The organism is Bradyrhizobium sp. ORS 285, from assembly GCF_900176205.1.
Classification (GTDB): domain Bacteria; phylum Pseudomonadota; class Alphaproteobacteria; order Rhizobiales; family Xanthobacteraceae; genus Bradyrhizobium.
Genome location: NZ_LT859959.1, coordinates 5285768 through 5308023, shown reverse-complemented (window position 1 = coordinate 5308023; position 22256 = coordinate 5285768). Strand labels below are relative to the sequence as shown.

Genomic DNA, 22256 nt, shown 5'->3' with positions numbered 1-22256 from the left:
CCGCAGGCACATCCCACCGCGACTTCCACCTGTGTCCCCGCCGCCCTTGACCGCGGCCGTCCCTCGTGGTCATTTCCGCCCCATGAGCACCGTTGTCCGCCCAGCCCGTCTCTGGTGGCGCACCTTGTAAAAGGTGGCCGGTGCGATTTGTTTGACATGAGATCGCAGAGGGGCCGCCACGCAGCGGCGGCTTCCGGTTGGTCCTGTGTGGCGTTTCCTCGGCAAATTCCGTAAGAGGACGCCCAAGAGGACCCCATGAACAGGACCGTTTTCGCCCTTCCGGCCCGCAGTGAGTACCGCACATCGAGCGGTCTCGCGATCACGCGCGCCGTCGAGCAGTTTTCCGGCGGCGCCAGCCGGCTGGACGACCTGATTGACCTGCTCGACCGCCGCCGCGGCGTGGTGCTGTCCTCGGGCACCACCGTGCCCGGCCGCTACGAGAGCTTCGACCTCGGCTTCGCCGATCCGCCGCTGGTGCTGGAGACCAAGGGGACCGATTTCACCCTGCAGGCGCTGAATCGCCGCGGCGAGGTGCTGATCGCGTTCCTGAAGGACACCCTGCGCGAGCCATGCGTCGTCATCACCGATGCCTCGCCGGCGCGGCTGGCCGGCCACATCGTCCGCGGCCCGGCCCCGGTCGAGGAGGACCAGCGCACGCGGCGCGCCAGCGTGATGTCGCTGGTACGCGCGATGATCGCGGCGCTCTCCGCCAATGACGACCCGCTGCTCGGCCTGTTCGGCGCCTTCGCCTATGACCTCGTGTTCCAGATCGAGGACCTCGAACAGAAGCGTCCGCGCGAGAAGGACCAGCGCGACATCGTGCTCTACATTCCGGATCGCCTGCTGGCCTACGACCGGGCCACCGGCCGCGGCGTCGTGCTGTCCTACGATTTTTCCTGGAACGGCCAGTCGACGTCCGGCCTGCCGCGCGACACCGACGCCAGCATCTACCTGAAGGAGCCGCGCCAGGGCTTTGCCGACCACGCGCCCGGCGAGTATCAGGCGACGGTCGAGAAGGCCCGCGCGGCGTTTGCCCGCGGTGACCTGTTCGAGGCGGTGCCCGGCCAGCTGTTCGCCGAGCCCTGCGAGCGCTCGCCGGCGGAAGTGTTCCAGCGGCTGTGCCGCATCAACCCGTCGCCCTATGGCGCGCTGATGAATCTCGGCGACGGCGAATTCCTCGTCTCGGCCTCGCCGGAGATGTTCGTGCGCTCCGATGGCCGCCGCGTCGAGACCTGTCCGATCTCCGGCACCATCGCGCGCGGTCGCGACGCGATCGGCGACGCCGAGCAGATCCGCCAGCTCCTGAATTCGGAGAAGGACGAGTTCGAGCTCAACATGTGCACCGACGTCGATCGCAACGACAAGGCGCGGATCTGCGTGCCCGGCACGATCAAGGTCTTGGCGCGCCGGCAGATCGAGACCTACTCGAAACTATTCCACACCGTCGACCACGTCGAGGGCATGCTGCGGCCGGGCTTCGACGCGCTCGACGCGTTCCTGACCCATGCCTGGGCGGTCACCGTGACCGGCGCGCCAAAACTGTGGGCGATGCAGTTCGTCGAGGACAATGAGCGCTCGCCGCGGCGCTGGTATGCCGGCGCGATCGGCGCGGTGAATTTCGACGGCTCGATCAACACCGGGCTGACCATCCGCACCATCCGCATGAAGGACGGCCTCGCCGAGGTCCGCGTCGGCGCCACCTGTTTGTTCGACTCCGATCCGGCGGCCGAGGACAAGGAATGCCAGGTCAAGGCGGCGGCGCTGTTCCAGGCGCTACGCGGTGATCCGCCGAAGCCGCTGTCGTCGACGGCGCCGGATGCCACCGGATCCGGCAAGAACGTGCTGCTGATCGACCACGACGACTCGTTCGTGCACATGCTGGCCGACTATTTCCGCCAGGTCGGCGCCAACGTCACCGTCGTGCGTTACATCCATGCGCTGAAGATGCTGGCCGAGCGCAGCTGGGATCTGATCGTGCTGTCGCCGGGGCCGGGTCGTCCTGAGGACTTCAAGATCTCCACCACCATCGACGCGGCGCTCGAAAAGAAGCTGCCGATCTTCGGCGTGTGCCTCGGCGTGCAGGCGATGGGCGAATATTTCGGCGGCCAGCTCGGCCAGCTCGCGCAGCCCGCGCATGGCCGGCCGTCCCGCGTGCAGGTGCGTGGCGGGCGGCTGATGCAGGGACTGCCGAACGAGATCGTCATCGGCCGCTATCACTCTCTGTTCGTCGAGCGCGACAGCATGCCCGAGGTGCTGACGGTGACCGCGGCGACCGAGGACGGCGTGGCGATGGCGATCGAGCACAAGACGCTGCCGGTCGGCGGCGTGCAGTTCCACCCGGAATCGCTGATGTCGCTCGGCGATGCCGTGGGTTTGAGGATCGTGGAGAATGCGTTCCGGCTCAATCAGCCGGGGAGTTGATCACTGCCGTCATTGCGAGGAGCGCAGCGACGAAGCAATCCAGTTCTTCTCTCGCGGCCCCTGGATTGCGTCGCTTCGCTCGCAATGACGGCAAACATATAGAGTGGATGAGAGCACGATGACGTTCGATCTGGACATCAAGAATACGGTCCGCACCATTCCGGACTACCCCAAGCCCGGCATCCTGTTCCGGGACATCACGACCCTGCTCGCGGACGCGCGCGCGTTCCGCCGCGCGGTCGACGAGCTGGTGCATCCGTGGGCCGGGTCGAAGATGGACAAGGTCGCGGGCATCGAGGCACGCGGCTTCATCCTCGGCGGCGCGGTGGCGCATCAGCTCTCGGCCGGCTTCGTGCCGATCCGCAAGAAGGGCAAGCTGCCGCACAAGACGGTCAGCATGTCCTACGCGCTGGAATACGGCACCGACGAGATGGAAATGCATGTCGACGCGGTGCAGCCCGGCGAGCGGGTGATCCTGGTCGACGACCTCATCGCCACCGGCGGTACGGCCGAGGGCGCGGTGAAGCTGCTGCGGCAGATCGGCGCCACCGTGGTGGCGGCGTGCTTCATCATCGACCTGCCGGATCTCGGCGGCGCTGCCAAGCTGCGCGCGCTCGACGTGCCCGTGCGCACGCTGATCTCGTTCGAGGGGCACTGAGCGCGAGGGTCACTGGCGCGCCGCGTCAGGAGCGCTGCATCACCAGCTCCAGCTCGATCTCGCGGAACGCATAATAGTTGCGCCGGATCCATTGATAGAGCTCGGTCGAGGAATCGCGTTCCTGCCGCAGATAGCCGGTGAAGGAGAACGAGTAACGCTCGATATACGTTTTCAGGAACGCGGGCAGCGCGGCGATCTTCAGGTGCCTGCTGCGGCTGTAGAGCTGGGGCAGCTCCTCGCGCAGCACGTGGTCGTTCTCGACCACGATCAGCTGGTTCTTCGGGATCTGCCGCCGGAGGGCGTCATAGGAACGCATCGAGACGCGGTCGCCCTCGGCGCAGTACAGCACGATCGGAACCACGTTCCGCCGTGCGGCCTCCTTCAAAAAGCCGATCTGTTCGGACATTTTGAAGAACTCGTCGAACGAGTAGTAGCCGAGGTCGATCACCTTGGGGATGCCGTCGTTGAGGATCACCCGATCCATCAATTGGATCTTGCCGTAGGTGTCCTCGATGGTCGCGGTTTCCGTGATCTGCGGCAGGAAGTCGAGCAGCGACGGCTCGCGCAGGGTCACGTCGAAGGCGAGCACCTGGCCGTTCTGGAGCAGCAGGAACTCGCTTAAGACCCGCGCAAGCAGCGTCTTCCCGGACTGCGGCCGGGGCGAGCAGACGATGTAGACGGGCGTCGCGGGCATCCGACCTATATCAGGTCAAACGCGCTTGCGATAAAGCCCCATCATTCACGGAGCCGCTATTTTTCCCCGGCGGGCCGCGGCGCCGCCGGCTTGCTCGAGCCGACGATGTCGGTGAGCTTGATGCGGTCGTACTCGCTCCAGACATTGGCGAGCCAATGCCGGACATAGCCGCGCAGCACGAAGGAGTAGTTGGCGGCCTCGTCGCGCGGACCCTTGTTGGCGACGAATTTCAGGAACGGCACCGAGGCGACCTCGACCTGCTCGAACGCCATTTCGTTCAGCTTGGGGATGGTCAGCTCGGTCGCATCCTTAATGCGGTGGAAGTAGGAATTGTAGGTCGACTGGTCCCACTCGAAGAAGCTGGTGTTGTTGATGAAGTTCTTCACCAGGAAATATTTCGCGCCGATCATGTAGCTCGCCGTCTCGGCGATCTCGTCCAGCGAGGCGATCGAGGAGCCCAGGATGTGGAACACCGCGAAGGTGATCTGGCCGGAGCGCGCGGCGTCGAGGAAGCCAATGTCGCGCAGCGCAGCCAGGGTGGGGGACATCAGGCCGGCGCGGACGTCGATCACGGTCACCGAGGGGGCCACCGCGCTCAGGGTGTCGAAGATCTTCATCTGGTCCGGCGTCGAATTCATGTCGACGATCTCGGTGATCTCCGGGTGGAAGCGCTTCAGCGTGCCGCGCGGATGCTCGGTGTCGAACGCCCGGGTGGGGACGTTGTTGGCGCTGAAATAATCGAGCAACGTCCGCGACACCGTGGTCTTGCCGACCCCGCCCTTGTCCGCGCCCACCACAACCACTGCCGGTTTCGCCATGGAAAGTCCTTCAGCCCTGAGGCCGGCCAGATGGCCGGCGCATTGCATTCTGCTTTGGGCGCGAACATGGCAGAAACGCTGAAGAATTCAAATTCATTGCAGCACGGCACAGGGGAAATTTGCGCCTTTGCTGCAACAGGCCCGGGCAATCCGAAGGAATCGGCCCGAAGCGTCCGCTTCCCTCGGAAACAGCTGACAACGACTGGCAAGTCGATTGTCCACTGGATGAGGCGGCACCTCGAATCGAGGCAGGACGCCAGAACCTAGTGCCGGCCCCATGGACCCGCGGCGGGCGTGCTCCACGGCCCACCGTCGGCGGCCGCGCCGGGCGAGGCGGTCGGGCCGGCGGCATGGGTCCAAGGGCCGGCCGGCGGCAGCGGCGGGGGCGCTGTCTCGTCCGCAGTTTCAGCAGCGGGATCATCGGCCGGTGCCTCATCGGAGGGCAGCGCCAGCGGGCCGGGATCATGGCCGCCGGCGAACTTGATCAGCGCCTGGACCCGAGAATCGACCGAGGGGTGGGTGGCGAACAGATCGGCAAAGCCCTCGCGAGGATTGTCGACGCACAATTCCATCACCGCGCTGGTCGCCCCGGGCAGCTCGCCGCGACCCTCGATCTTGCGCAGCGCGCTGATCATGGCGTCCGGGTTCTTGGTCAACTCGACGGCGCCGGCATCCGCCAGATACTCGCGGGTCCGCGACAGCGCCAGCTTCACCACCTGGGAGAGCAGCCAGGCCAGCACGATCAGCACCACCGCGACGATCACGACGATGATGGCGCCGCCGCCGGAGCCCTTGCGGTCGGAATCGGACGAAGACGAGGAGGACGACGACGAGGATCGGCCCCAGCCGCCGCCCCAGCTCATGTTGGTGAACAGGCGGAAGAACAATTCGCCGAAGAAGCCGACGACGCCGGCGATGATGACGGCCACGACCATCAACTGGACGTCGCCGTTGCGGATATGGGTCAGCTCGTGACCCAGCACCGCCTCGATCTCCTGGTCGTCCAGCGCCGCGAGCAGGCCGGTGGTGACGGTGACCGAATATTGCCGTGGATTGAGACCGGTGGCGAACGCGTTCAGCGCCGGGCTGTCCATGATCTTCAGCTGCGGCATCGTGATGCCGCGCGAGATGCAGAGGTTTTCGAGCAGATTGTACAGCCGCGGCTGCTCCTGACGGGTCACCGCGGCGCCGCCGGTCACGGCGTCGATCATCTTCTGGTGGAAGAAATAGGCGATCACGATCCAGGCGGCCGCGCCGATCGTGGCCCAGGGAAGTGCCTTGATCAGGTCGCGGGTGGCCGCGTTCATGTAATAGGCGACGCTGCCATTGCTGTTGATCATGACCTCCGCGATCAGCGCGCCGGCGAACACCAGCACGTAGATCAGCAGGAACAGGCCGCCGAGCAGCAGCATCGAACGGGTCTTGTTCGATGCGATGTGGGTGTAGAGACCGTAGGCGGCCATGGCGTCGGGCCCTTCAGCAGCGAGGGCGCGGGCTCAGAACTTGACGCTCGGGGCGGCCTCGACCTCGGTCCGGCTGGTGCCGAGATCGAAGAATTCCTTGCGGGTGAAGCCGAAGGTGCCGGCGAACAGCGCCGCGGGCAGCTGCTGGATGCCGGTATTGTATTCCTGGACGGCGTTGTTGAAGAACCGGCGGCTGGCGGCGATCTTGTTCTCGATGTCGGACAGCTCGCCGGCGAGCTGCTGGAAGTTGGCGTTGGCCTTGAGGTCGGGATAGGCCTCGGACAGCGCGATCAGCCGCCCGAGCGCGCCGGTGAGCTGGCCCTCGGCCGCGGAGACCTGTGCAGGCCCCTGGGCCGAAAGGGCGGCATTGCGCGCCTTGATGACCTCATCCAGCGTGCCGCGCTCATGCGCGGCGTAGCCTTTCACGGTCTCGACCAGGTTCGGAATCAGGTCGTGGCGCAGCTTGAGCTGGACATCGATGTCGGCAAAGGCCTGCCCGACGCGCTGGCTGAGGGCCACCAGCCGGTTGTAGGCGCCAAAGGCGAACAGCACGAGAATGACGAGGATGCCGAGGACGATCCAGCCGGACATGACGGGCTCCGAGGGAGAGGGCAGGAGAACGAGACGGCCAACACATGGCGACGCCGCCGGTCCTGGGGTGAACCGGCGTGCATTTGTCGCGGCAGGTGGGCTGCCCGTTCAAGCACCGTCGGCCCAAGCGCCTCGTTCGGCTGCCGTCCCGGCGTTCGACCTGATGTCAGCGATTCCGGCTCAATAGGGGCGGGCGACCCGCCATTTTTGGTCGGGATCGTTGCCCTTGATATCCCCGGGGGAGGTGTCGGCTTGCGAGGTGTAGAGCGGGCGGTAGCGATAGGCCCACATCTTCTTGCCGTCGCTGCGGGTGATGACGGTGAAATCGCCGGTCGCGACCGCATTGTCAGGCGCCATCAGCGGCGGCCGCTTCTCGGCACAGGCGCCGTCGCAGGTCGACTGGCGACCGGTGTTGTCGCGTTCGGTATAGTACAGTGTCATGCCCTTGGGATCCGTGAGGACCGCGCCGTTCTTGCCGATGACGGCCTTCGCTGGCGGACCTTCCTGCTTGGGGGGCGGCGGGGCCGACGACTCACCGCCGTGCCCGCCGGCAAAGGCTGTTCCTGCCGAAGCCATCAGAATTGCAGCGATCGTCATCGTCCTGAACATCGACACGCGTTCCCTTGTGAGCAGCGCCTTCAGCGCCCGTTGCAGCTCACCGTAGCAAACGCGGGTTTTTCTCGGGTTTCGCGAAGTCGCGAAAATGAGAGACAAGTTCGACCCGATGTTAACCATGCCGGGCCGCATTGCTATCTATGGACGGGGCGGCAGCTCCACGCCGTCGCCCCAATCCCAACGCCGCGCGGCGGCGAAAGCCGGCTTGTTGCGGCGGGGGATGCTGACGGTTCTCGCCGCGCCATCAGCCTCGCAAAGCTTGGCCGTGACGCCGATCTTGGTCACCGCCGTTGGCGCCAGGACGCGCGCCTCCGGGCGATGCGGGGCGGGCTGGCGGGTGAGGGCGATGAAGCTGAACTTCTCATCCTCGAACGGCACATCCGCGCCCTTGAGCTCGCGGTGCGCCCGCGACCGTGCCAGCCGCTGGACGAAGTGGCACCAGTCCGAGGCGATCAGCGGACACGCCGCCGCGTGTGGGCAGGGCGCCGCGACGTGAGCGCCGGCCGCAATGAGCTGGTCGCGTGCGGCGATGATGCGCTGGTAGCCTGCGGGCGTGCCGGGTTCGACGATCAGCAGCGTTTGGTTTGTCTTTTCCCACAGCAGGGCGACGACCGCCGTACGCTCCACGTCGCTCAGCTCATTGATGACGTAGCTCGCGATGACGAGGTCAGCGCGCTCGGCACGATCGAGCAGGGCGCGTGCAGCGCCCAGCGCGTAGGTCAGATCGTGGCTGTGCAGCCCATCCTCGGCCAACGAGAGCGCCAGGGTGCGCAAGGCAGGGTTCGCATCGATGGCGGTGAACGATGTCAGAGAGGAGAACGCTGCGGCGGCAGCGAAGCTGGCTGTTCCCGGCCCCGCACCGACATCGAGCAGAGAGGACGGAGCGAAGTTCGGGCTGGCCTGCACCAGAGCATTCAGGCTCGCAGCCACGGCAGCATAAGTCGCCGGCATCCGCACGGTGGCATAGGCGATCGCGTCGGCGTCGGTCGTGATCGCTCCGGAATTGCCACCGCTGCGGTAAGTGTCGGAGATGCGCGTGGCGCGGGCTGCTGCATCCTGCCGCGACAGGCCGTGCAGCCTGGCTTCGAGCGCGGCCTTGAGAGCGGCGGGAACATCGGGAGAGATCATGGTTCTCTCCATAAATCAGTCCGGGCGCCGCGCGAGCGGCGGTCCGGAATGAGGGAGCAAGATCACGCCACCTGCTGGTCGAGGATCTTCACGGCCTCGTCGAGCGCGACCGAGACGAGCTGCGACACGCCGCGCTCGGCCATGGTGACGCCGAACAGCCGGTTCATGCGCGCCATGGTGATCGGGTTGTGGGTGATGATGATGAAGCGGGTCTCGGTCGAGCCCTTCATCTCATGCAGCAGGTTGCAGAAGCGTTCGACGTTGTGGTCGTCGAGCGGCGCGTCGACCTCGTCCAGCACGCAGATCGGCGAGGGGTTGGTCAAGAACACCGCGAAGATCAGCGCCATCGCCGTCAGCGCCTGCTCGCCGCCCGACAAGAGCGACAGCGTCTGCGGCTTCTTGCCCGGCGGCTTGGCGATGATCTCGAGGCCGGCTTCGAGCGGATCGTCGCTCTCGATCAGGTGCAGCGCCGCCTCGCCGCCGCCGAACAGCTCGGTGAACAGCCGCTTGAAGTGGTCGTTGACGGTCTCGAACGAGGACTGCAGACGCTCGCGCGCCTCCTTGTTGAGGCTCTGAATGCCCTGGCGCAGCCGCTTGATGGCTTCGACCAGATCGTCGCGCTCGGTGGTCAGCGCGGTGTGCGAGCCCTCGACCTCGGTGAGCTCTTCCTCGGCGCGGAGGTTGACGGCACCGAGGCGCTCGCGGTCGCGGCGCAGCTTCTCCAGACTGTCCTCGATCTCGTGCAGCGGCGGCAGCTGAGTGTCCGGGCCGATCTCGGCCATCGCGGCGACCGCGTTCGGCTCGCATTCGAGCATGTCGTGGATCTCGCGCTCGACATCGGCGACGCGGCGCTTGGCGCTTTCCAGCCGCTCCTCGGCGCGGGCGGCGGCCTCGCGCGACTTCGACAGCGCTTCCAGCGAGGCCTTGGCGGCGCGGTCGGTGTCGCCCATCGCGGTCTCGGCTTCGGCCAGCGCGTCGGCGGCGACCTGGCGCTCCTCCTCGGCGATCGCGAGCTCGTCGATCAGCGCGCTGCGCTTCTCGGCGAAGATTTCCGGCGCGTTGTCGAGCTCGGCGCGCTCGTCCCTCACCTCGGCGATGCGCGCCTCGATGGTGGCGATCTGCGAGCCGGCGCCGCGGATGCGGTTGAACCAGTCGTTGCGCTCGTTGATGATCGCCTGCACGCGGCGATCGGCCAGCTCGGCTTCGCGGGCCAGCGCCTGGGCCTCGGCGCGCACTTGGGCTGCAGCACGGCGCTTGGTCTCGATCTCGGCGCGCACGGCGGCCAGCCGGCCGTCGGCTTCGGTGGTCGCCGGCAGCCCCTCGATCGCTTCCAGCGCATTCTCGTGCAGCTCGGCGATCTCGGCGCGATCATGGGCCAGACGCGTGGACGCCTCGACCAGCGCCGACTTGCGCGCCGAATGGCGGTTGATCTCGCGCTCGGCATTGGCATGGCGCTCGCGCGCCGAGTTGACCTCGCGCTGCGCGGCGCGCCAGGCTTCGCGCGCGGCGCTCTCGGCTGACGTCGCGGCCTTCACCTCGGCCTCGGCGCTCTCCAGCACCTGGCGCTTGCCGGCGGCATCGATGCGCGCCTGCTCCAGCTCGGCCTCGATGTCGATCAGGCGGGCGCGCTCGGCCAGACGCCGTGCCGCGCCGGTCGGCGCGTGTGCCGCGGCGATGAAGCCGTCCCAGCGCCAGACGTCGCCTTCCGGCGACACCAGCCGCTGGCCGGTGCGCAACTGCGACACCAGCTGCGCGCCGCGGTCGCGCGACACCACGCCGATCTGGGCGAGGCGGCGCGACAGCTCCGGCGGCGCCTGCACATACGCAGCCAACGGCTCGACGCCATCGGGCAGCGCGGGGTCGGTGACCTCGGCGCCGGCGACCGTCCAGTGCATCGGCGCGGAGGCATCAACCGGCGCATCGAGATCGTCGCCGAGCACGGCGCCGAGCGCCTTCTCATACCCCTTGGCAACGGTGACGCCGTCGATGATCGGCGGCCACAGATTCTTGGTCTCGCTGTTGACCATCTTGGAGATGGTGCGCGCCTCGGTCTCCAGCCGCTGCGCGCGCTTCTCGGCTTCCGCCAGCGGAGCGCGCGAGGCTTCGAGCTTCTGCCGCGCGGAGGCTTGCGCGGCCTCGTTGGTCTGCACGGCCGCTTCGGCCTGCGCCTCAGCCTCTTCAGCCGCTTCGAGCGCGGCGGCGAGCGTATCGAGATCGCCGAGATGCGCGGTCTCCTGCGCCAGCCGCTCCTCATCGGCCCGGACATTGGCGATGTCCTGGTCGAGGCGGGCGAGACGCTCGCGATGGCTGCGGACGTTGGCTTCGAGCTGGTTGCGGCGGGCGGTGAGATCGGCGAGCTGCGTCGTCAGCTCGGTGAACTGGCGCTCGGTCTCGGTCAGAAGCGCCTCGGCCTCGGCGACACGCTCGTCGACGCCGCTGCGCATCTCGACGCGCGCCTTGATCTCTTCCTTCAGCTCCGCGTCTTCGGTCTCCAGACGCTGCAGCGCGACCTGCGCATCCTGGTTCTGCTGCTGCTCACGCGCGACGTCGGCGGTGAGCTGCATCAGGCGGCGGTCGAGCTCGCCGGCACGCTCCTTGGCGCGCACCTCCTCGCGGTCGAGCAGGTCGCGGGCATTCTTCAGCCGCTGCATCGTCGCAGCCGCACGGGCCTCGGCCTCGCGCAGCGCCGGCAGATGCGACGAGCGGATCGCCTGGATGCGGGCTGATTCGGCCTGCTCGCGGGTCCGCTCGGCCATTTCGCGCACGGCGACGTCGTGCGTATGCGCGGCGTCGTTGAGGTCGGCATGCGCGCCCATCCAGCGCAGGTGATAGAGCGTGGCTTCCGCCTTGCGCACCTTGGCCGCGACCTCGCGGTAGCGGATCGCCTGGCGCGCCTGCTTGCGCAGGCCTTCCATCTGGCCGGAGAGCTGGCCGATGACGTCCTCGACGCGCAGCAGATTCGTCTCGGCCGCCTTCAGCCGCAGCTCGGCCTCGTGGCGGCGCGCATGCAGGCCGGCGACGCCGGCGGCGTCTTCCAGCACGCGGCGGCGCTGCTCGGGCTTGGCCTGAATGATCTCGCCGATCTTGCCCTGGTGGACCAGGGCCGGCGAGCGCGCGCCGGTGGCGGCGTCGGCGAACAGGATCTGCACGTCGCGGGCGCGCACGTCGCGGCCGTTGATGCGATAGACCGAGCCGGCCTCGCGCTCGATGCGGCGTGAGATTTCGAGAATGTCGCGGTCGTTCACGGCAGCCGGCGCGGTGCGATCGCTGTTGTCGATCGTCATCACCACTTCGGCGTGGTTGCGCGACGGACGCGTGTTCGAGCCGGAGAAGATCACCGCGTCCATGTCGGCGGCGCGCAGCGATTTGTGCGAGGTCTCACCCATCGCCCAGCGCAGCGCCTCGACCAGATTCGACTTGCCGCAGCCGTTCGGACCGACGACGCCGGTGAGGCCGGGTTCGATCACGAAGTCAGTCGGTTCGACGAACGTCTTGAAACCGTGGAGACGAAGACGCGTGAGTTTCATGCACAGATTCTCTGTTGGCGGGAAACGAATCTCACAGCCCCGACAATACCATGGATGGCAAAGTCAAAGTGACTTGAGTCGCCTCTAGCGCCCCATTCTGAGGGCGGGACAATGGCGAGGCCGGTCCTTGAGGGCAACCCGCTCGCCCCGCTTTTCCAAGGCTTTCTCGATCGAATCAGCCCACCAAACAGAAGCGGCCCCACGAAGGGGCCGCACTGTGTCTCGTTTGACTCAGTGATTCGGATCAGCTCTTCAGAAGCGGGTTGATGCGCTTCTGAAACTCCTCGATCGAGGATTCGCCTTTGATCTTCTCGCCGTTGATGAAGAAGGTCGGCGTCGAATCCACTTTGAGAACGTCGCTGGCGTATTTCTGATCGGCGGCGATCTTGTCGAGCAGCGCCTGGTCTTTCAGGCAGGCCTCGACCTGCTGCTGGCTGAGGCCGGCCTGCTTGCCGATCCGCGTCAGGGTCTCGGTGGTGTTCTTGACCACCCAGTCGTTCTGCGAACGGAACAGCATGTCGGTGACGGCAAAATACTTCTGCGCGTCGTCCTTGGCGATGCAGCGGGTCAGCATCGAGCCGGCTGCGGCTTTGATGTCCAGCGGGAACTCGCGGAAGATGTAGCGGATCTTGCCGGTATCGACGTATTCGGCCTTCAGCTTCGGGAACACGGTCGCGTTGAACGCCGCGCAATGCGGGCAGGTCATCGAGGCGTATTCCACGATGGTCACGGCGGCGTCCGCCGGGCCGATCCCCATGTCCGGCAGCGACTGCGGCTTGGCGACATCGGCGGCGCTCTGCGCCATGGCCTCCGAGATCAGCCGCAGCGGGGAGAAGCCGGCCAGCGCGGCGAGGCCGGTCAGCGACAGGGCGGCGGTGAAGGCGCGGCGGGTGATGATCAAGGCTCTGCTCCGGAATGGGCGCATCTCGCGCCTGAAACACTCAATAACTTGGCTTTTCGCTAGCTTGAAACCCCGTCCGAGGCAATGCCGGGGCTCAAGCAGGGATCAAACGGCGAACGTCAATTTCGCTTGATGGCGGCGCCCAGCCGCGCCAGCGCATCGCGCAGCGCGTCGTCCTCGATCGCCGTCAGGGTCGAAGCCACCTTGGCCACCTTCTTCGGATCGGGCGGCGCCGGGCGGCGCTTCACCGGCGGCCGGGTCAGCGGCCCCTGCCGCAGCGCCAGCTTGCCCACCGCATGCCAGCCGAAGAAGCGGTTGACCCGCTCCAGGATCACGTCAGACGAATGCTGGATCTCCAGCGCCATCGGCCCCTCGACGCGCAGGATCAAGGTCGCCGGCTCCTGCGGCTGGCCCTCGACCGGTCGCGGCCATTGCATCTTCAGGGGCTGGGCGTGCTCGGCGATCTCGCGCCCGGCGATCTCCGGCCAGCGCGTCACAAGCTCGCGCGCGGCAAACCCCTGCTTGGCATAGGCAGCCGTCAGCACATCGCCCATCATCAGCGAGAGAGGCTTTGCGGTGAGGCGGCCGGGCTTTGCCATGATGCTTTCTCGCTGCCGTCACGCGGCGCGCGGACGGATCGCTTTCAGGTCGGGGGCAATCTCGCGCCGCCGCTGCATGAGGTCATAGTCCATCTGAAGACCGAGGAAGAAGCCTTCGGAGACACGAAAATAGCGGGCGAGGCGCAGGTCGGTGTCCGCGGTGATGTCGCGCTTGCCGAGCACGATCTCGTTGATCCGGCGCGGCGGTACATGAACGGCGCGGGCCAGCGCATTTTGGCTCAGTCCCATCGGCTTGAGGAACTCCTCCAGCAGGATTTCCCCGGGATGGGGATTGTGCAGCAGGTTGCTTCTAGCGGTGGTAGTCGACGATTTCGACATGCGCAGGTCCTCTATCCTCCCAGACGAAGCAAATTCGCCATTGATCGTTGATCCTGATCGAATGTTGCCCGGCGCGGTCAGCCCTCAAAGCCTCGAGCCGGTTCCCGGGCGGCACCCGGAGATCGTCAAGAACCCGGGCCTGATTCAGAAGACGAAGTTTGCGAAGTGCGACATCCTGAATGTCCGACGGCAATCTTCGGCTCCGCCGGCCGGTCCATATCAGCTCCGTTTCCCGATCCGCGAAGCTCTGGATCATGACGGATTATAACGCGCAGCGTCATAGAAGGCGAGGACATTCTGTCTGACGCTGCTTGATCTGGGGACTTCCGAGCCGGTGCGCTGGTCCAACCTTTGTTTCCGCTCTATTGAAGAGACGTGGCTAATCCCAAGGCTTCTCGAAATCACCAGCCCGACGCCGGCTCTGCCGAGCGCCCGGCGCAACTGCTCGCGTGGTACGACCGCCACCGGCGGCGGCTGCCGTGGCGGGCGCCGGCCGGACAGCGCTCCGATCCGTATCGGGTGTGGCTGTCGGAGATCATGCTGCAGCAGACGACGGTGAAGGCGGTCGGGCCGTATTTCGAGAAATTCCTGGCGCGCTGGCCGGATGTGTCGGCGCTCGGCAGCGCCGATCTCGAGGATGTGCTGCGGATGTGGGCCGGGCTCGGCTACTACTCGCGGGCGCGCAACCTGCACGCCTGCGCGGTGACTGTGCTGCAGGAACACGGCGGCGTCTTCCCGGACACCGAGGAGGGGCTGCGCAAGCTGCCCGGCATCGGCCCGTACACGGCAGCAGCAATCGCTGCGATCGCGTTCGATCGCCGGACCATGCCGGTCGACGGCAACATCGAGCGCGTCACGTCGCGGCTGTTTCGGATCGAGGAGGCGCTGCCGCAGGCCAAGCCGCAGATCCAGGCGCTCGCTGCGACCTTGCTCGGCCCGTCCCGCGCCGGCGACAGCGCCCAGGCGCTGATGGACCTCGGCGCCACCATCTGCACCCCGAAGAAGCCGGCGTGCTCGCTGTGCCCGCTGAACGAGGATTGCGCGGCGCGCCAGCACGGCGACCAGGAGACGTTCCCGCGCAAGGCCGCCAAGAAGACCGGCACGCTCCGTCGCGGTGCGGCGTTCGTCGTTGTCCGCGGTGACGAACTGCTGGTCCGCTCGCGTCCCGCCAAAGGCCTGCTTGGCGGCATGACCGAGGTGCCCGGCTCGGAATGGCTTGCCGGTCAGGACGATGCGGATGCGCTGGCGCAGGCTCCGGAGCTTTCGGGCGTGAAACGCTGGCACCGCAAGCTCGGCGTCGTCACCCATGTCTTCACGCATTTCCCGCTGGAGCTCGTAGTCTACACCGCGAAGGTCTTGGCCCGCACCTGCGCACCGGACGGCATGCGCTGGGTCCCGATCGCGACGCTCGACGGCGAGGCGCTGCCCAACGTGATGCGCAAGGTCGTCGCGCACGGGCTGGGGGAGTAAGTCAGCACTGGCGTGTAGTTTGTAGTCTGTAGGGTGGGCAAAGGCGCGCCCCGCTGCTCTTGAGTCAGGCGAACTGTGACCCGCGCCGTGCCCACCATTTCGACACCGAGTCCGCCGCCAGACGGTGGGCACGCCGCCGCCTCCGGCGGCCGCTTTGCCCACCCTACGGCGCCACAACCTCCACCGTCGTCCCGGCCTCGAGCCGGGACCCATACCCCCAGGGAGCGGTTTGAGGCGCGGTGGCCGTTGGCCTTTTGCCCATCAGGACCGCCGCGGCGTATGGATCCCGGATCGGCGCCACGACGCGCTGTCGCGCGCCGCGGCTTGTCCGGGATGACGGCGGAGGGTGAGGCGGACACCGGAGCCGCATGTCAGTGACCCGCTTCCGCTTAGTTCGGCCTGGGCGCCTCCACCACGAGCGCCACGATCCGCCGCACCAGCGGCAGCACCGCAAGCAGGGTGGGGAACGCGACCACCCAGGAGATGGCCCACGCCGCAGGCCAGGTCGCAATGAACGCCGGCGTCGGCCCGAGACTTTTCAGCGTCGAGATCGCGGACACGACGAACGTCATCAGCAGCGAGAGTGTCAGCGGCATGATGACGGCCGCATAGCGCGCCGGCAGTTTTCCGCGCGAGCGCGGTCGATCAGATGATGTCATGATTGCAGGTCTTGAATTCGTCGGTCGATCACGGGCAACGCATCATGCATTCCTCCGGATCGAGCCGATCCGTTGAATGCGTTGCCTGACGTGAGACGCTTACGGTGCGCATCAGCGCAGCACCGACGTGATAGCGCGGAAACAAGCCTGGCACCAGTCCTAAATCCGCGCGACCCTGCTGTAGGCCGTGGCAACACTCAAGTCGTCGGTCGGCTGGAGTAGGGTGGGCAAAGGCGCGCCACGCTGCGGTTGAGTCTGGAGGGCTGTGTCCCGCGTCGTGCCCACCGTTGCGATCGCGAGTCTCCCGCGAGACGGTGGGCACGCTGCCGCCTGCGGCGGCCGCTTTGCCCACCCTACGAGTCTTGCTCACGACGACAAAGGGCGATCGATTCACTTTTCAAACAGCAGGGCATTGCAGGCTAACATGAGGAGCGACATGGCTGCGCGTTCCCGCGGCACATCATGCCCGAGGCTTTGCGTCAGCTCGTCCCTCGCAAACGCGCAGAGGGCGCAGGGAATGCCGGATGCTGGCCGCACCCATGGCCCGCCTGCAGCAAGAAAAGCAGGCGGCAGTCACCACAGGTTCAGCCGAGAACACCCGGCATTCCCCGCGCGATGGTCTTCACGCTTATACGCAGTCTCCCTGGTGCGCCGGCTTGTTGGCCACCATGCCGCGACGATGCTCGCGCATGCCACGGGGAACACCAGCTTCGGGGTGTCAGGACGCTGCGACTTCACGTCCGCGACAGATCGCTCGTCGGCGCCCTCATTACTGAGGACGCTGCGATCTCTCGCGGCCACCGCATCCCCGCCTCGCGTGTCGTGACGATCGCGCGCAACGCCCCTCGGCTTGAGGCGGGATGGCCGCGAGGTAAGCACGCTTTCTGATAATACGCAAGTAGATTTTAGTTATCGGAACTTTTCTCGATGCGCCCCGCCGATCCGGGATCGTCGCGTCTGCATGTCTGTTTCGTGACCGCACGTCGAATCTTTTTCATTGCCGCGAGAACGCGGATGTAGATAATCTGAGATTGTGCTGCTTTTCTTTGCATCCTTGATGTGCAGCGCAAGTAGACGGTTGCGCAGCAACGACGATGTCGACAGCGGGCTCGGACCAACACGAGCTTCGCCAGAACAAGATCATATGAGGGGAGGGACGCATGACGGACGCTGTTGTCTCACGTCGTTCGCTGCTGGGTGTCGGCGCAGCCGCGGGCCTCTACGGATTGACGGGAATCGCCAGCTCTCCCGTCCTGGCCAAGGGTCCGTTCCTGAACACGCAGGCGCCGACGTTCTTCCGCTTCAAGCTCGGCTCGGCCGAGGCGACCATCATCTCGGACGGTGTGCTGCCGCTCGGCGATCCCCACGCAGCCTTCCTCGGCATCTCGCCCGGGGATCTCGATTCGATGCTGACCAACAACTTCCTGCCAACGGGCGCGGCGAAGCTAGAGCAGAACATCCTGGTGCTCAACACCGGCGACAAGATCATCATTTTCGATAACGGCATGGGCGTCTCGAAACTGTTCGGCGACACCACAGGCAAGATGCTGATGACCTTGAAGCAGGCCGGCATCGAGGCTGGGGATGTCGATGCGCTGGTCATGACGCATGCGCATATCGATCATTGCGGCGGCGTGATCGGCCCCGACGGCAAGCCGAGCTTCCCGAACGCCGAGCTGTTCATCTCCGAGGCCGACTTCACCTACTGGACCGACGAGGCCAAGGTCGGGCCCAATTACAAGGCATTCTACGAGCAGGCGGTCCGCAACCTCATGCCGGTCAAGGACCGCATCACCTTCTTCAAGGACGGCCAGGAGTTCCTGCCGGGCGTGCAGGCGATGTTCACGCCGGGCCATACGGTGGGGCACACGATTTTTCTTATCCAGTCCGACAAGGATCAGCTCTGCTACATCGGCGACATCTCGCATCACCCGGTGCTGCTGATCGAGAAGCCGCTGATCGAGTTCGCCTACGACACCGATCCGAAGCAGGCCGCCAAGACCCGCGTCCGCGTGCTCGACATGCTCGCCACCAACCGGACTCGGATCCTCGGCTATCACTTCCCGTGGCCGGGCATCGGGCACATCGGCAAGGCCGGCGACGGCTTCCGCTATTTCCCGACGGCGGTGCACACGATGGATGTGGCGCCGATCTGATCTGGAGGTGACCGCCCGCCGTTCTCGCGAGGGCATGCCGGTCGCGCAGGTCTGTTCCTTCGACGGTGGGATGGACCGCCGAGCCCTGCGCCGCTAGGGTCGCGGCTCATCTCGTCGGGGGTCACCATGCTCAAGCTCTATGTCGCGCCAGGCACCTGCGCGCTCGCCTCACACATCGCTCTCGCCGAAGCCGGCGCTGCTTACGCGGTCGAGAAGCTCAGCTTCAAGACCAACCAGCAGAACAGCCCGGAGTATCTCGCGATCAATCCGAAAGGCCGCGTGCCGGCGCTGGTGACGGAGCAGGGCATCCTGACCGAGACGCCCGCGATGCTCGCCTATATCGCGCAGCGCTTCCCGGAGGCACGGCTGGCACCGCTCGAGGATGCCTTCGCCTTCGCCGAGGTGCAGTCCTTCACCTCCTATCTCTGCTCGACGGTGCACATCGCCCACGCACACAAGATGCGCGGCCATCGCTGGGCGAATGAGGAGTCGTCCTTCGCGGACATGAAGCGAAAGGTGCCGGAGACGATGAGCGCCTGCTTTTCGCTGATCGAGCAGAAGATGCTGCGCGGCCCGTGGGTGATGGGCGAGCACTACACGATCTGTGATCCCTATCTGTTCACCATCGCGCAATGGCTCGAAGGCGACGGCGTCGACATCAACGCCTTCCCGAAGGTCGCTGATCACTTCAAGCGCATGTCCGAACGACCGGCGGTGAAGAAGGCAATGGCCGAGCTGGCCTGATCGACGTCGGAGCGCCCTTGGTTGATCCAGGATAGGACTCGGCGAAAAAAGCAGCCGCGGTGTCGGAACTGACGCGGTTGGTCCGCGTTTTATGACACCGTGGCGCGCCTGCGGCCGATCTCCTTTTTTCTGGGCCCCTTGATGTCGCTGGCTGCCATTTCCGATGACTCGTTTCACACCGCCACCACCGGGATCCGCGACAGGCTGAAAGCCGCGACCTCAGCGGCTCATCACGCCCTCGACGAGCGCCTCGGCCAGTACGACCTCACGACGACAGCGCATTATCGCCGCTTCCTGGCGTCGAGCGCCGCCGCGCTTCTGCCGCTCGAGCAGGCGCTGGAGCAGGCCGGCGTCGCCGCTGTGATCGAAGCCTGGCCGCAGCGCCGGCGTAGCGAAGCGATCCGGGCGGATCTCGCCGCGCTCCGCGGCCATGCCGCGCCGCTGGAACTTTCGCTTCCGATCGTCGACCGCGCGGCGGTGTTCGGCACCCTTTATGTCCTGGAAGGATCGCGGCTGGGAGCGGCCTATCTGCTGCGCGTGGTCACCGCATCGGATGATCCGCGGGTGAGACACGCGACGCGCTATCTGCGGCATGGCGCGGGTGAAGGGCTGTGGCGCAGCTATCTGGCGCAGCTCGAATGCGAGCCCATGACGCCGGACGTGCAAGAACGAATGATTGCGAGTGCGCAGGCTGCGTTCGCGATCTTCGCGACCGCGATGGCAGCAGCATGAACGAGCCGGTCAACCTCACCAATTGCGATCGCGAGCCGATCCATGTGCCGGGCCACGTCCAGCCGTTCGGCTTCCTGCTGGCGCTGGTGTCGGACTTCACCATCTGCATGGCCTCGGAGAATGCGCCGGAGTTTCTCGGCGGCGACATCGCCTGGCTGCTGCACAAGCCGCTCGCGGCTGTCCTAAGCGAGAGCGCCGCTGCGGTGATCCGCGCCCGCGTCGACTATCTCAGTGGCCCGGATGCCGTCGAGCGCGTGTTCGGCGTCGACCTGCAAGGCCACGGCCGGCTGTTCGATCTCGCCATCCACTTTTCCGGCGCTTACCTCGTCGTCGAGGCCGAGCCCAGCCTGATCGAGCCCGGCGTCAATTCGGGCGAGCTGGTGCGGCTGATGCTCGGCCGCATCCGCAAGACGACGGGCATGACGGATCTGGCGCAAGAGGCGGCGCGACAGCTCAAGCTGTTGACCGGCTTCGATCGCGTGATGGTCTACCGCTTCCATCCGGATGGATCGGGCGAGGTCATCGCGGAGACCGCGGGCTCGGGCCTCGAGCCCTTCCTCGGCCTGCACTATCCCGCCTCCGATATTCCGCGCCAGGCGCGTCAGCTCTATCAGCGCAACTGGCTGCGCATCATTGCCGACATCAACGCCACGCCGTCGCCGCTGATGTCGACACCGGCGCATAATGCCGGGCTGCTCGACCTGTCGATGAGCGTGCTGCGCGCGGTCTCGCCGGTTCACATCGAATATCTGCGCAACATGGGCGTCGGCGCCTCGATGTCGGTCTCCATCCTGCGCGACGGCAAGCTATGGGGCCTGTTCGCCTGCCATCATTATTCGCCGCGCCACCTGTCGTTCGAGAAGCGCACCGCGGCCGAGCTGTTCGGCCAGATGTATTCCTGGCTGCTGGAGGCTCGGGAGCGCGAGACCGACGTCGCCTATGAAAGCCGCGCGCACCAGATCCAGGAGCGGCTGATCGAGCGCGCCGCTGCGCAGGCGCACAGCAAGCGCGCCATCCTGGAGTTCGTCGCAGACTACAAGCAGATGATCGAATGCGACGGGCTTGCGGTGTGGTCCGACGACGAGATCACGCTCGACGGCGAGACGCCGACCGAGGAGGAGGTGCAGGACCTCATCGGTTTCATCAACCGCACCTCGCCCGGCCGCATCTGCGCCAGCGCGGAGATCGCCAAAGTGTATGCGTCCGGCGAGGCGTTCCGCGATCGCGCCGCCGGCTTCCTCGCGATCCCGATCTCGCGCACGCCGCGCGACTGCCTGATCTTCTTCCGCCGCGAGGTGCTGCGCTCGGTCAATTGGGCCGGCGATCCCAACAAGGTCTATGCCGAAGGTCCGCTCGGCGCTCGGCTGACGCCGCGCAAGAGCTTCGAGCTTTGGCAGCAGACGGTCGCCGGCCAGTCGAAGCCGTGGACCGCGGCCGACCTGCGCATTGCCGAGAGCCTGCGTGTCACGCTGCTGGAGGTGATCCTGCAATTGTCGGAGCTTGCCGCGCGCGAGCGCCGCGGCGCGCAGGAGCGGCAGGAGCTGATGATCGCCGAGCTCAATCACCGCGTCCGCAACATCCTGAGCCTGGTGCGCGGCCTTGTCGCGCAGAGCAAGGACACCGCGACGTCGGTGGAGGAGTTCGTCTCCGTGCTCGGCGGCCGCATCCAGGCGTTGGCGCGGGCGCATGACCAGATCACCAATCTCAATTGGGCGCCGGTGGCGCTGCGCCACCTGCTCGAATCGGAGGCCGGCGCCTATCTCGGCTCGCGGGCGGGGCGCGTGCGCATGGAAGGGCCCGATGTCGCGCTCGATCCCAAGGCGTTCGCGACGCTCGCGCTCGTCGTGCACGAGATGATGACCAACTCGGCGAAGTACGGAGCGCTCGCCGACTCGACGGGACAGGTCCAGGTGCTGTGGCGGCTCGATCCCGGATCGAGCCTGGTGATCGACTGGAAGGAGAGCGGCGGGCCGCCGGTGCAGCCGCCGTCGCGGCGCGGCTTCGGCACCACGATCATCGAGCGCTCGGTACCGTTCGATCTCAAGGGCGACGCCGAGATCCGCTTCGACCTACTCGGCGTGCAGGCGCGCTTCGTGATCCCCGCCAATTTCGTCCAGATGGTGCCAGCGCTGGCAGGCGCGCCTTCGCGGCATCAGGTCAAGGACGACGATGCGCCACGCCTGTCCGGCACGGTGCTGATCGTCGAGGACAATCTGATCATCGCGATGGGCGCCGAAGTGATCCTGCTGGAACTCGGCGCGCGTCACATCGACACGGCAGCCTCGGTCAATCAGGCGCTGAAGTCGATCGAGCGCGCGGTGCCGAGCTTCGCGCTGCTCGACATCAATCTCGGCGCGGAGAGCAGCCTGCCGGTCGGGCACAGGTTGAAGGAGCTCGGCGTGCCCTTCATGTTCGCCACCGGCTATGGCGAGCGCGCGCCGATCCCGGCCGAGCTCGCCGCGGCGCCGGTGATCCAGAAGCCGTATACGCGCGAGCTGGTCGAGAAGGCGCTGTCGAAGATGCTGAAGCTGGCCGCCGCCGGTCGCGATGATCCCGATCGGTAAATCGATCATTACCGCAGCGGCTGCGAATTTCATCTTAGCCGCGTGATCGGATTTACGCTGGCGCACGATTGATGGGAGGTGTTGTCCGAAGTTTTCACGATCTGCGCTAGAGGAGGCGATGCAGCCAGTGGGGAGGACGCATGTCTCGTCAGCAGAAGAGAGTGACGCTTCGGTCGG

Annotated in this window: 19 protein-coding genes; 7 read left to right on the top strand and 12 right to left on the bottom strand. The window is 66.3% G+C overall.

The features are described 5' to 3' along the window. Positions 1-255: 255 nt before the first annotated feature. Both BRAD285_RS23795 and BRAD285_RS23790 read left to right on the top strand, forming a co-directional pair. Entirely contained in the window at positions 256-2421 is a 2166-nt protein-coding gene (locus tag BRAD285_RS23795) for an anthranilate synthase component I (protein ID WP_006612432.1), read from the top strand. A 118-nt stretch (positions 2422-2539) separates the two neighbouring features. After that, on the top strand, positions 2540-3079 hold the full coding sequence (locus tag BRAD285_RS23790; protein ID WP_035646710.1) for an adenine phosphoribosyltransferase: 540 nt from the start codon (positions 2540-2542) through the stop codon (positions 3077-3079). Positions 3080-3104: 25 nt separating this feature from the next. Here BRAD285_RS23790 and BRAD285_RS23785 read toward each other — a convergent pair whose 3' ends face one another. The 11 genes from BRAD285_RS23785 to BRAD285_RS23735 all read right to left on the bottom strand — a co-directional run bounded on the left by BRAD285_RS23785 (position 3105) and on the right by BRAD285_RS23735 (position 14010). Then, positions 3105-3773 carry a hypothetical protein gene (locus BRAD285_RS23785; protein WP_006612430.1) on the bottom strand — a complete coding sequence of 223 codons (669 nt, stop codon included), beginning with the start codon at positions 3771-3773 and terminating at the stop codon, positions 3105-3107. Positions 3774-3829: 56 nt separating this feature from the next. Further along, complete coding sequence (locus BRAD285_RS23780; RefSeq protein ID WP_035646707.1) at positions 3830-4591, bottom strand: hypothetical protein; 762 nt, start codon at positions 4589-4591, stop codon at positions 3830-3832. 263 nt (positions 4592-4854) lie between these two features. Then, positions 4855-6054 carry a M48 family metallopeptidase gene (locus BRAD285_RS23775; RefSeq protein ID WP_006612428.1) on the bottom strand — a complete coding sequence of 400 codons (1200 nt, stop codon included), beginning with the start codon at positions 6052-6054 and terminating at the stop codon, positions 4855-4857. Between the two features lie 33 nt (positions 6055-6087). Further along, complete coding sequence (locus BRAD285_RS23770; protein WP_006612427.1) at positions 6088-6645, bottom strand: LemA family protein; 558 nt, start codon at positions 6643-6645, stop codon at positions 6088-6090. 180 nt (positions 6646-6825) lie between these two features. Beyond that, the gene (locus tag BRAD285_RS23765) at positions 6826-7221 is read right to left on the bottom strand and encodes a hypothetical protein (protein WP_006612426.1); all 396 of its coding nucleotides are present in this window, start codon (positions 7219-7221) and stop codon (positions 6826-6828) included. Positions 7222-7398: 177 nt separating this feature from the next. Then, positions 7399-8388 carry a small ribosomal subunit Rsm22 family protein gene (locus tag BRAD285_RS23760; protein ID WP_035646702.1) on the bottom strand — a complete coding sequence of 330 codons (990 nt, stop codon included), beginning with the start codon at positions 8386-8388 and terminating at the stop codon, positions 7399-7401. Between the two features lie 62 nt (positions 8389-8450). Continuing rightward, the gene (gene smc, locus BRAD285_RS23755; protein ID WP_006612424.1) at positions 8451-11915 is read right to left on the bottom strand and encodes a chromosome segregation protein SMC; all 3465 of its coding nucleotides are present in this window, start codon (positions 11913-11915) and stop codon (positions 8451-8453) included. A 244-nt stretch (positions 11916-12159) separates the two neighbouring features. Further along, positions 12160-12816 carry a DsbA family protein gene (locus tag BRAD285_RS23750; protein ID WP_035646699.1) on the bottom strand — a complete coding sequence of 219 codons (657 nt, stop codon included), beginning with the start codon at positions 12814-12816 and terminating at the stop codon, positions 12160-12162. 119 nt (positions 12817-12935) lie between these two features. Continuing rightward, positions 12936-13415 carry a DUF721 domain-containing protein gene (locus BRAD285_RS23745; protein ID WP_006612422.1) on the bottom strand — a complete coding sequence of 160 codons (480 nt, stop codon included), beginning with the start codon at positions 13413-13415 and terminating at the stop codon, positions 12936-12938. An 18-nt stretch (positions 13416-13433) separates the two neighbouring features. Beyond that, positions 13434-13754 carry a HigA family addiction module antitoxin gene (locus BRAD285_RS23740; protein ID WP_006612421.1) on the bottom strand — a complete coding sequence of 107 codons (321 nt, stop codon included), beginning with the start codon at positions 13752-13754 and terminating at the stop codon, positions 13434-13436. Further along, the gene (locus BRAD285_RS23735; protein WP_083846399.1) at positions 13726-14010 is read right to left on the bottom strand and encodes a type II toxin-antitoxin system RelE/ParE family toxin; all 285 of its coding nucleotides are present in this window, start codon (positions 14008-14010) and stop codon (positions 13726-13728) included. The genes BRAD285_RS23740 and BRAD285_RS23735 overlap by 29 nt, the downstream gene beginning before the upstream one ends. A 119-nt stretch (positions 14011-14129) precedes the next feature. On the opposite strand from BRAD285_RS23735, the gene mutY reads away from it, so the two are divergent. Continuing rightward, a complete protein-coding gene (gene mutY / locus BRAD285_RS23730) occupies positions 14130-15224 on the top strand; it encodes an A/G-specific adenine glycosylase (protein WP_006612419.1) in 1095 nt (364 codons plus the stop codon). 389 nt (positions 15225-15613) lie between these two features. Here mutY and BRAD285_RS23725 read toward each other — a convergent pair whose 3' ends face one another. Then, positions 15614-15883 carry a DUF2798 domain-containing protein gene (locus BRAD285_RS23725; RefSeq protein ID WP_006612418.1) on the bottom strand — a complete coding sequence of 90 codons (270 nt, stop codon included), beginning with the start codon at positions 15881-15883 and terminating at the stop codon, positions 15614-15616. A 1160-nt stretch (positions 15884-17043) separates the two neighbouring features. Between BRAD285_RS23725 and BRAD285_RS23715 the strand changes: the two genes are divergently transcribed. From BRAD285_RS23715 to BRAD285_RS23700, 4 genes are all read left to right on the top strand, one after another. Then, positions 17044-18039, top strand: a complete 996-nt coding sequence (locus tag BRAD285_RS23715) for an MBL fold metallo-hydrolase (protein ID WP_006612415.1) — start codon at positions 17044-17046, stop codon at positions 18037-18039. Positions 18040-18165: 126 nt separating this feature from the next. After that, on the top strand, positions 18166-18783 hold the full coding sequence (locus tag BRAD285_RS23710; RefSeq protein WP_087877666.1) for a glutathione S-transferase family protein: 618 nt from the start codon (positions 18166-18168) through the stop codon (positions 18781-18783). A 141-nt stretch (positions 18784-18924) separates the two neighbouring features. Beyond that, the gene (locus BRAD285_RS23705; protein ID WP_006612413.1) at positions 18925-19515 is read left to right on the top strand and encodes a biliverdin-producing heme oxygenase; all 591 of its coding nucleotides are present in this window, start codon (positions 18925-18927) and stop codon (positions 19513-19515) included. Next, positions 19512-22079 (top strand): HWE histidine kinase domain-containing protein, encoded by a 2568-nt coding sequence (locus BRAD285_RS23700; RefSeq protein WP_006612412.1) that lies wholly within the window; start codon positions 19512-19514, stop codon positions 22077-22079. The genes BRAD285_RS23705 and BRAD285_RS23700 overlap by 4 nt, the downstream gene beginning before the upstream one ends. Positions 22080-22256: the final 177 nt, after the last annotated feature.

What these genes read in the sequence shown, in the direction of transcription:
- BRAD285_RS23795 (WP_006612432.1), top strand. Translation starts at nt 256, where the DNA reads ATGAACAGGACCGTTTTCGCCCTTCCGGCCCGCAGTGAGTACCGCACA.
- BRAD285_RS23790 (WP_035646710.1), top strand. Translation starts at nt 2,540, where the DNA reads ATGACGTTCGATCTGGACATCAAGAATACGGTCCGCACCATTCCGGAC.
- BRAD285_RS23785 (WP_006612430.1), bottom strand. Translation starts at nt 3,773, where the DNA reads ATGCCCGCGACGCCCGTCTACATCGTCTGCTCGCCCCGGCCGCAGTCC.
- BRAD285_RS23780 (WP_035646707.1), bottom strand. Translation starts at nt 4,591, where the DNA reads ATGGCGAAACCGGCAGTGGTTGTGGTGGGCGCGGACAAGGGCGGGGTC.
- BRAD285_RS23775 (WP_006612428.1), bottom strand. Translation starts at nt 6,054, where the DNA reads ATGGCCGCCTACGGTCTCTACACCCACATCGCATCGAACAAGACCCGT.
- BRAD285_RS23770 (WP_006612427.1), bottom strand. Translation starts at nt 6,645, where the DNA reads ATGTCCGGCTGGATCGTCCTCGGCATCCTCGTCATTCTCGTGCTGTTC.
- BRAD285_RS23765 (WP_006612426.1), bottom strand. Translation starts at nt 7,221, where the DNA reads ATGGCTTCGGCAGGAACAGCCTTTGCCGGCGGGCACGGCGGTGAGTCG.
- BRAD285_RS23760 (WP_035646702.1), bottom strand. Translation starts at nt 8,388, where the DNA reads ATGATCTCTCCCGATGTTCCCGCCGCTCTCAAGGCCGCGCTCGAAGCC.
- smc (WP_006612424.1), bottom strand. Translation starts at nt 11,915, where the DNA reads ATGAAACTCACGCGTCTTCGTCTCCACGGTTTCAAGACGTTCGTCGAA.
- BRAD285_RS23745 (WP_006612422.1), bottom strand. Translation starts at nt 13,415, where the DNA reads ATGGCAAAGCCCGGCCGCCTCACCGCAAAGCCTCTCTCGCTGATGATG.
- BRAD285_RS23740 (WP_006612421.1), bottom strand. Translation starts at nt 13,754, where the DNA reads ATGTCGAAATCGTCGACTACCACCGCTAGAAGCAACCTGCTGCACAAT.
- BRAD285_RS23735 (WP_083846399.1), bottom strand. Translation starts at nt 14,010, where the DNA reads ATGATCCAGAGCTTCGCGGATCGGGAAACGGAGCTGATATGGACCGGC.
- BRAD285_RS23725 (WP_006612418.1), bottom strand. Translation starts at nt 15,883, where the DNA reads ATGACATCATCTGATCGACCGCGCTCGCGCGGAAAACTGCCGGCGCGC.
- BRAD285_RS23715 (WP_006612415.1), top strand. Translation starts at nt 17,044, where the DNA reads ATGACGGACGCTGTTGTCTCACGTCGTTCGCTGCTGGGTGTCGGCGCA.
- BRAD285_RS23710 (WP_087877666.1), top strand. Translation starts at nt 18,166, where the DNA reads ATGCTCAAGCTCTATGTCGCGCCAGGCACCTGCGCGCTCGCCTCACAC.
- BRAD285_RS23705 (WP_006612413.1), top strand. Translation starts at nt 18,925, where the DNA reads ATGTCGCTGGCTGCCATTTCCGATGACTCGTTTCACACCGCCACCACC.
- BRAD285_RS23700 (WP_006612412.1), top strand. Translation starts at nt 19,512, where the DNA reads ATGAACGAGCCGGTCAACCTCACCAATTGCGATCGCGAGCCGATCCAT.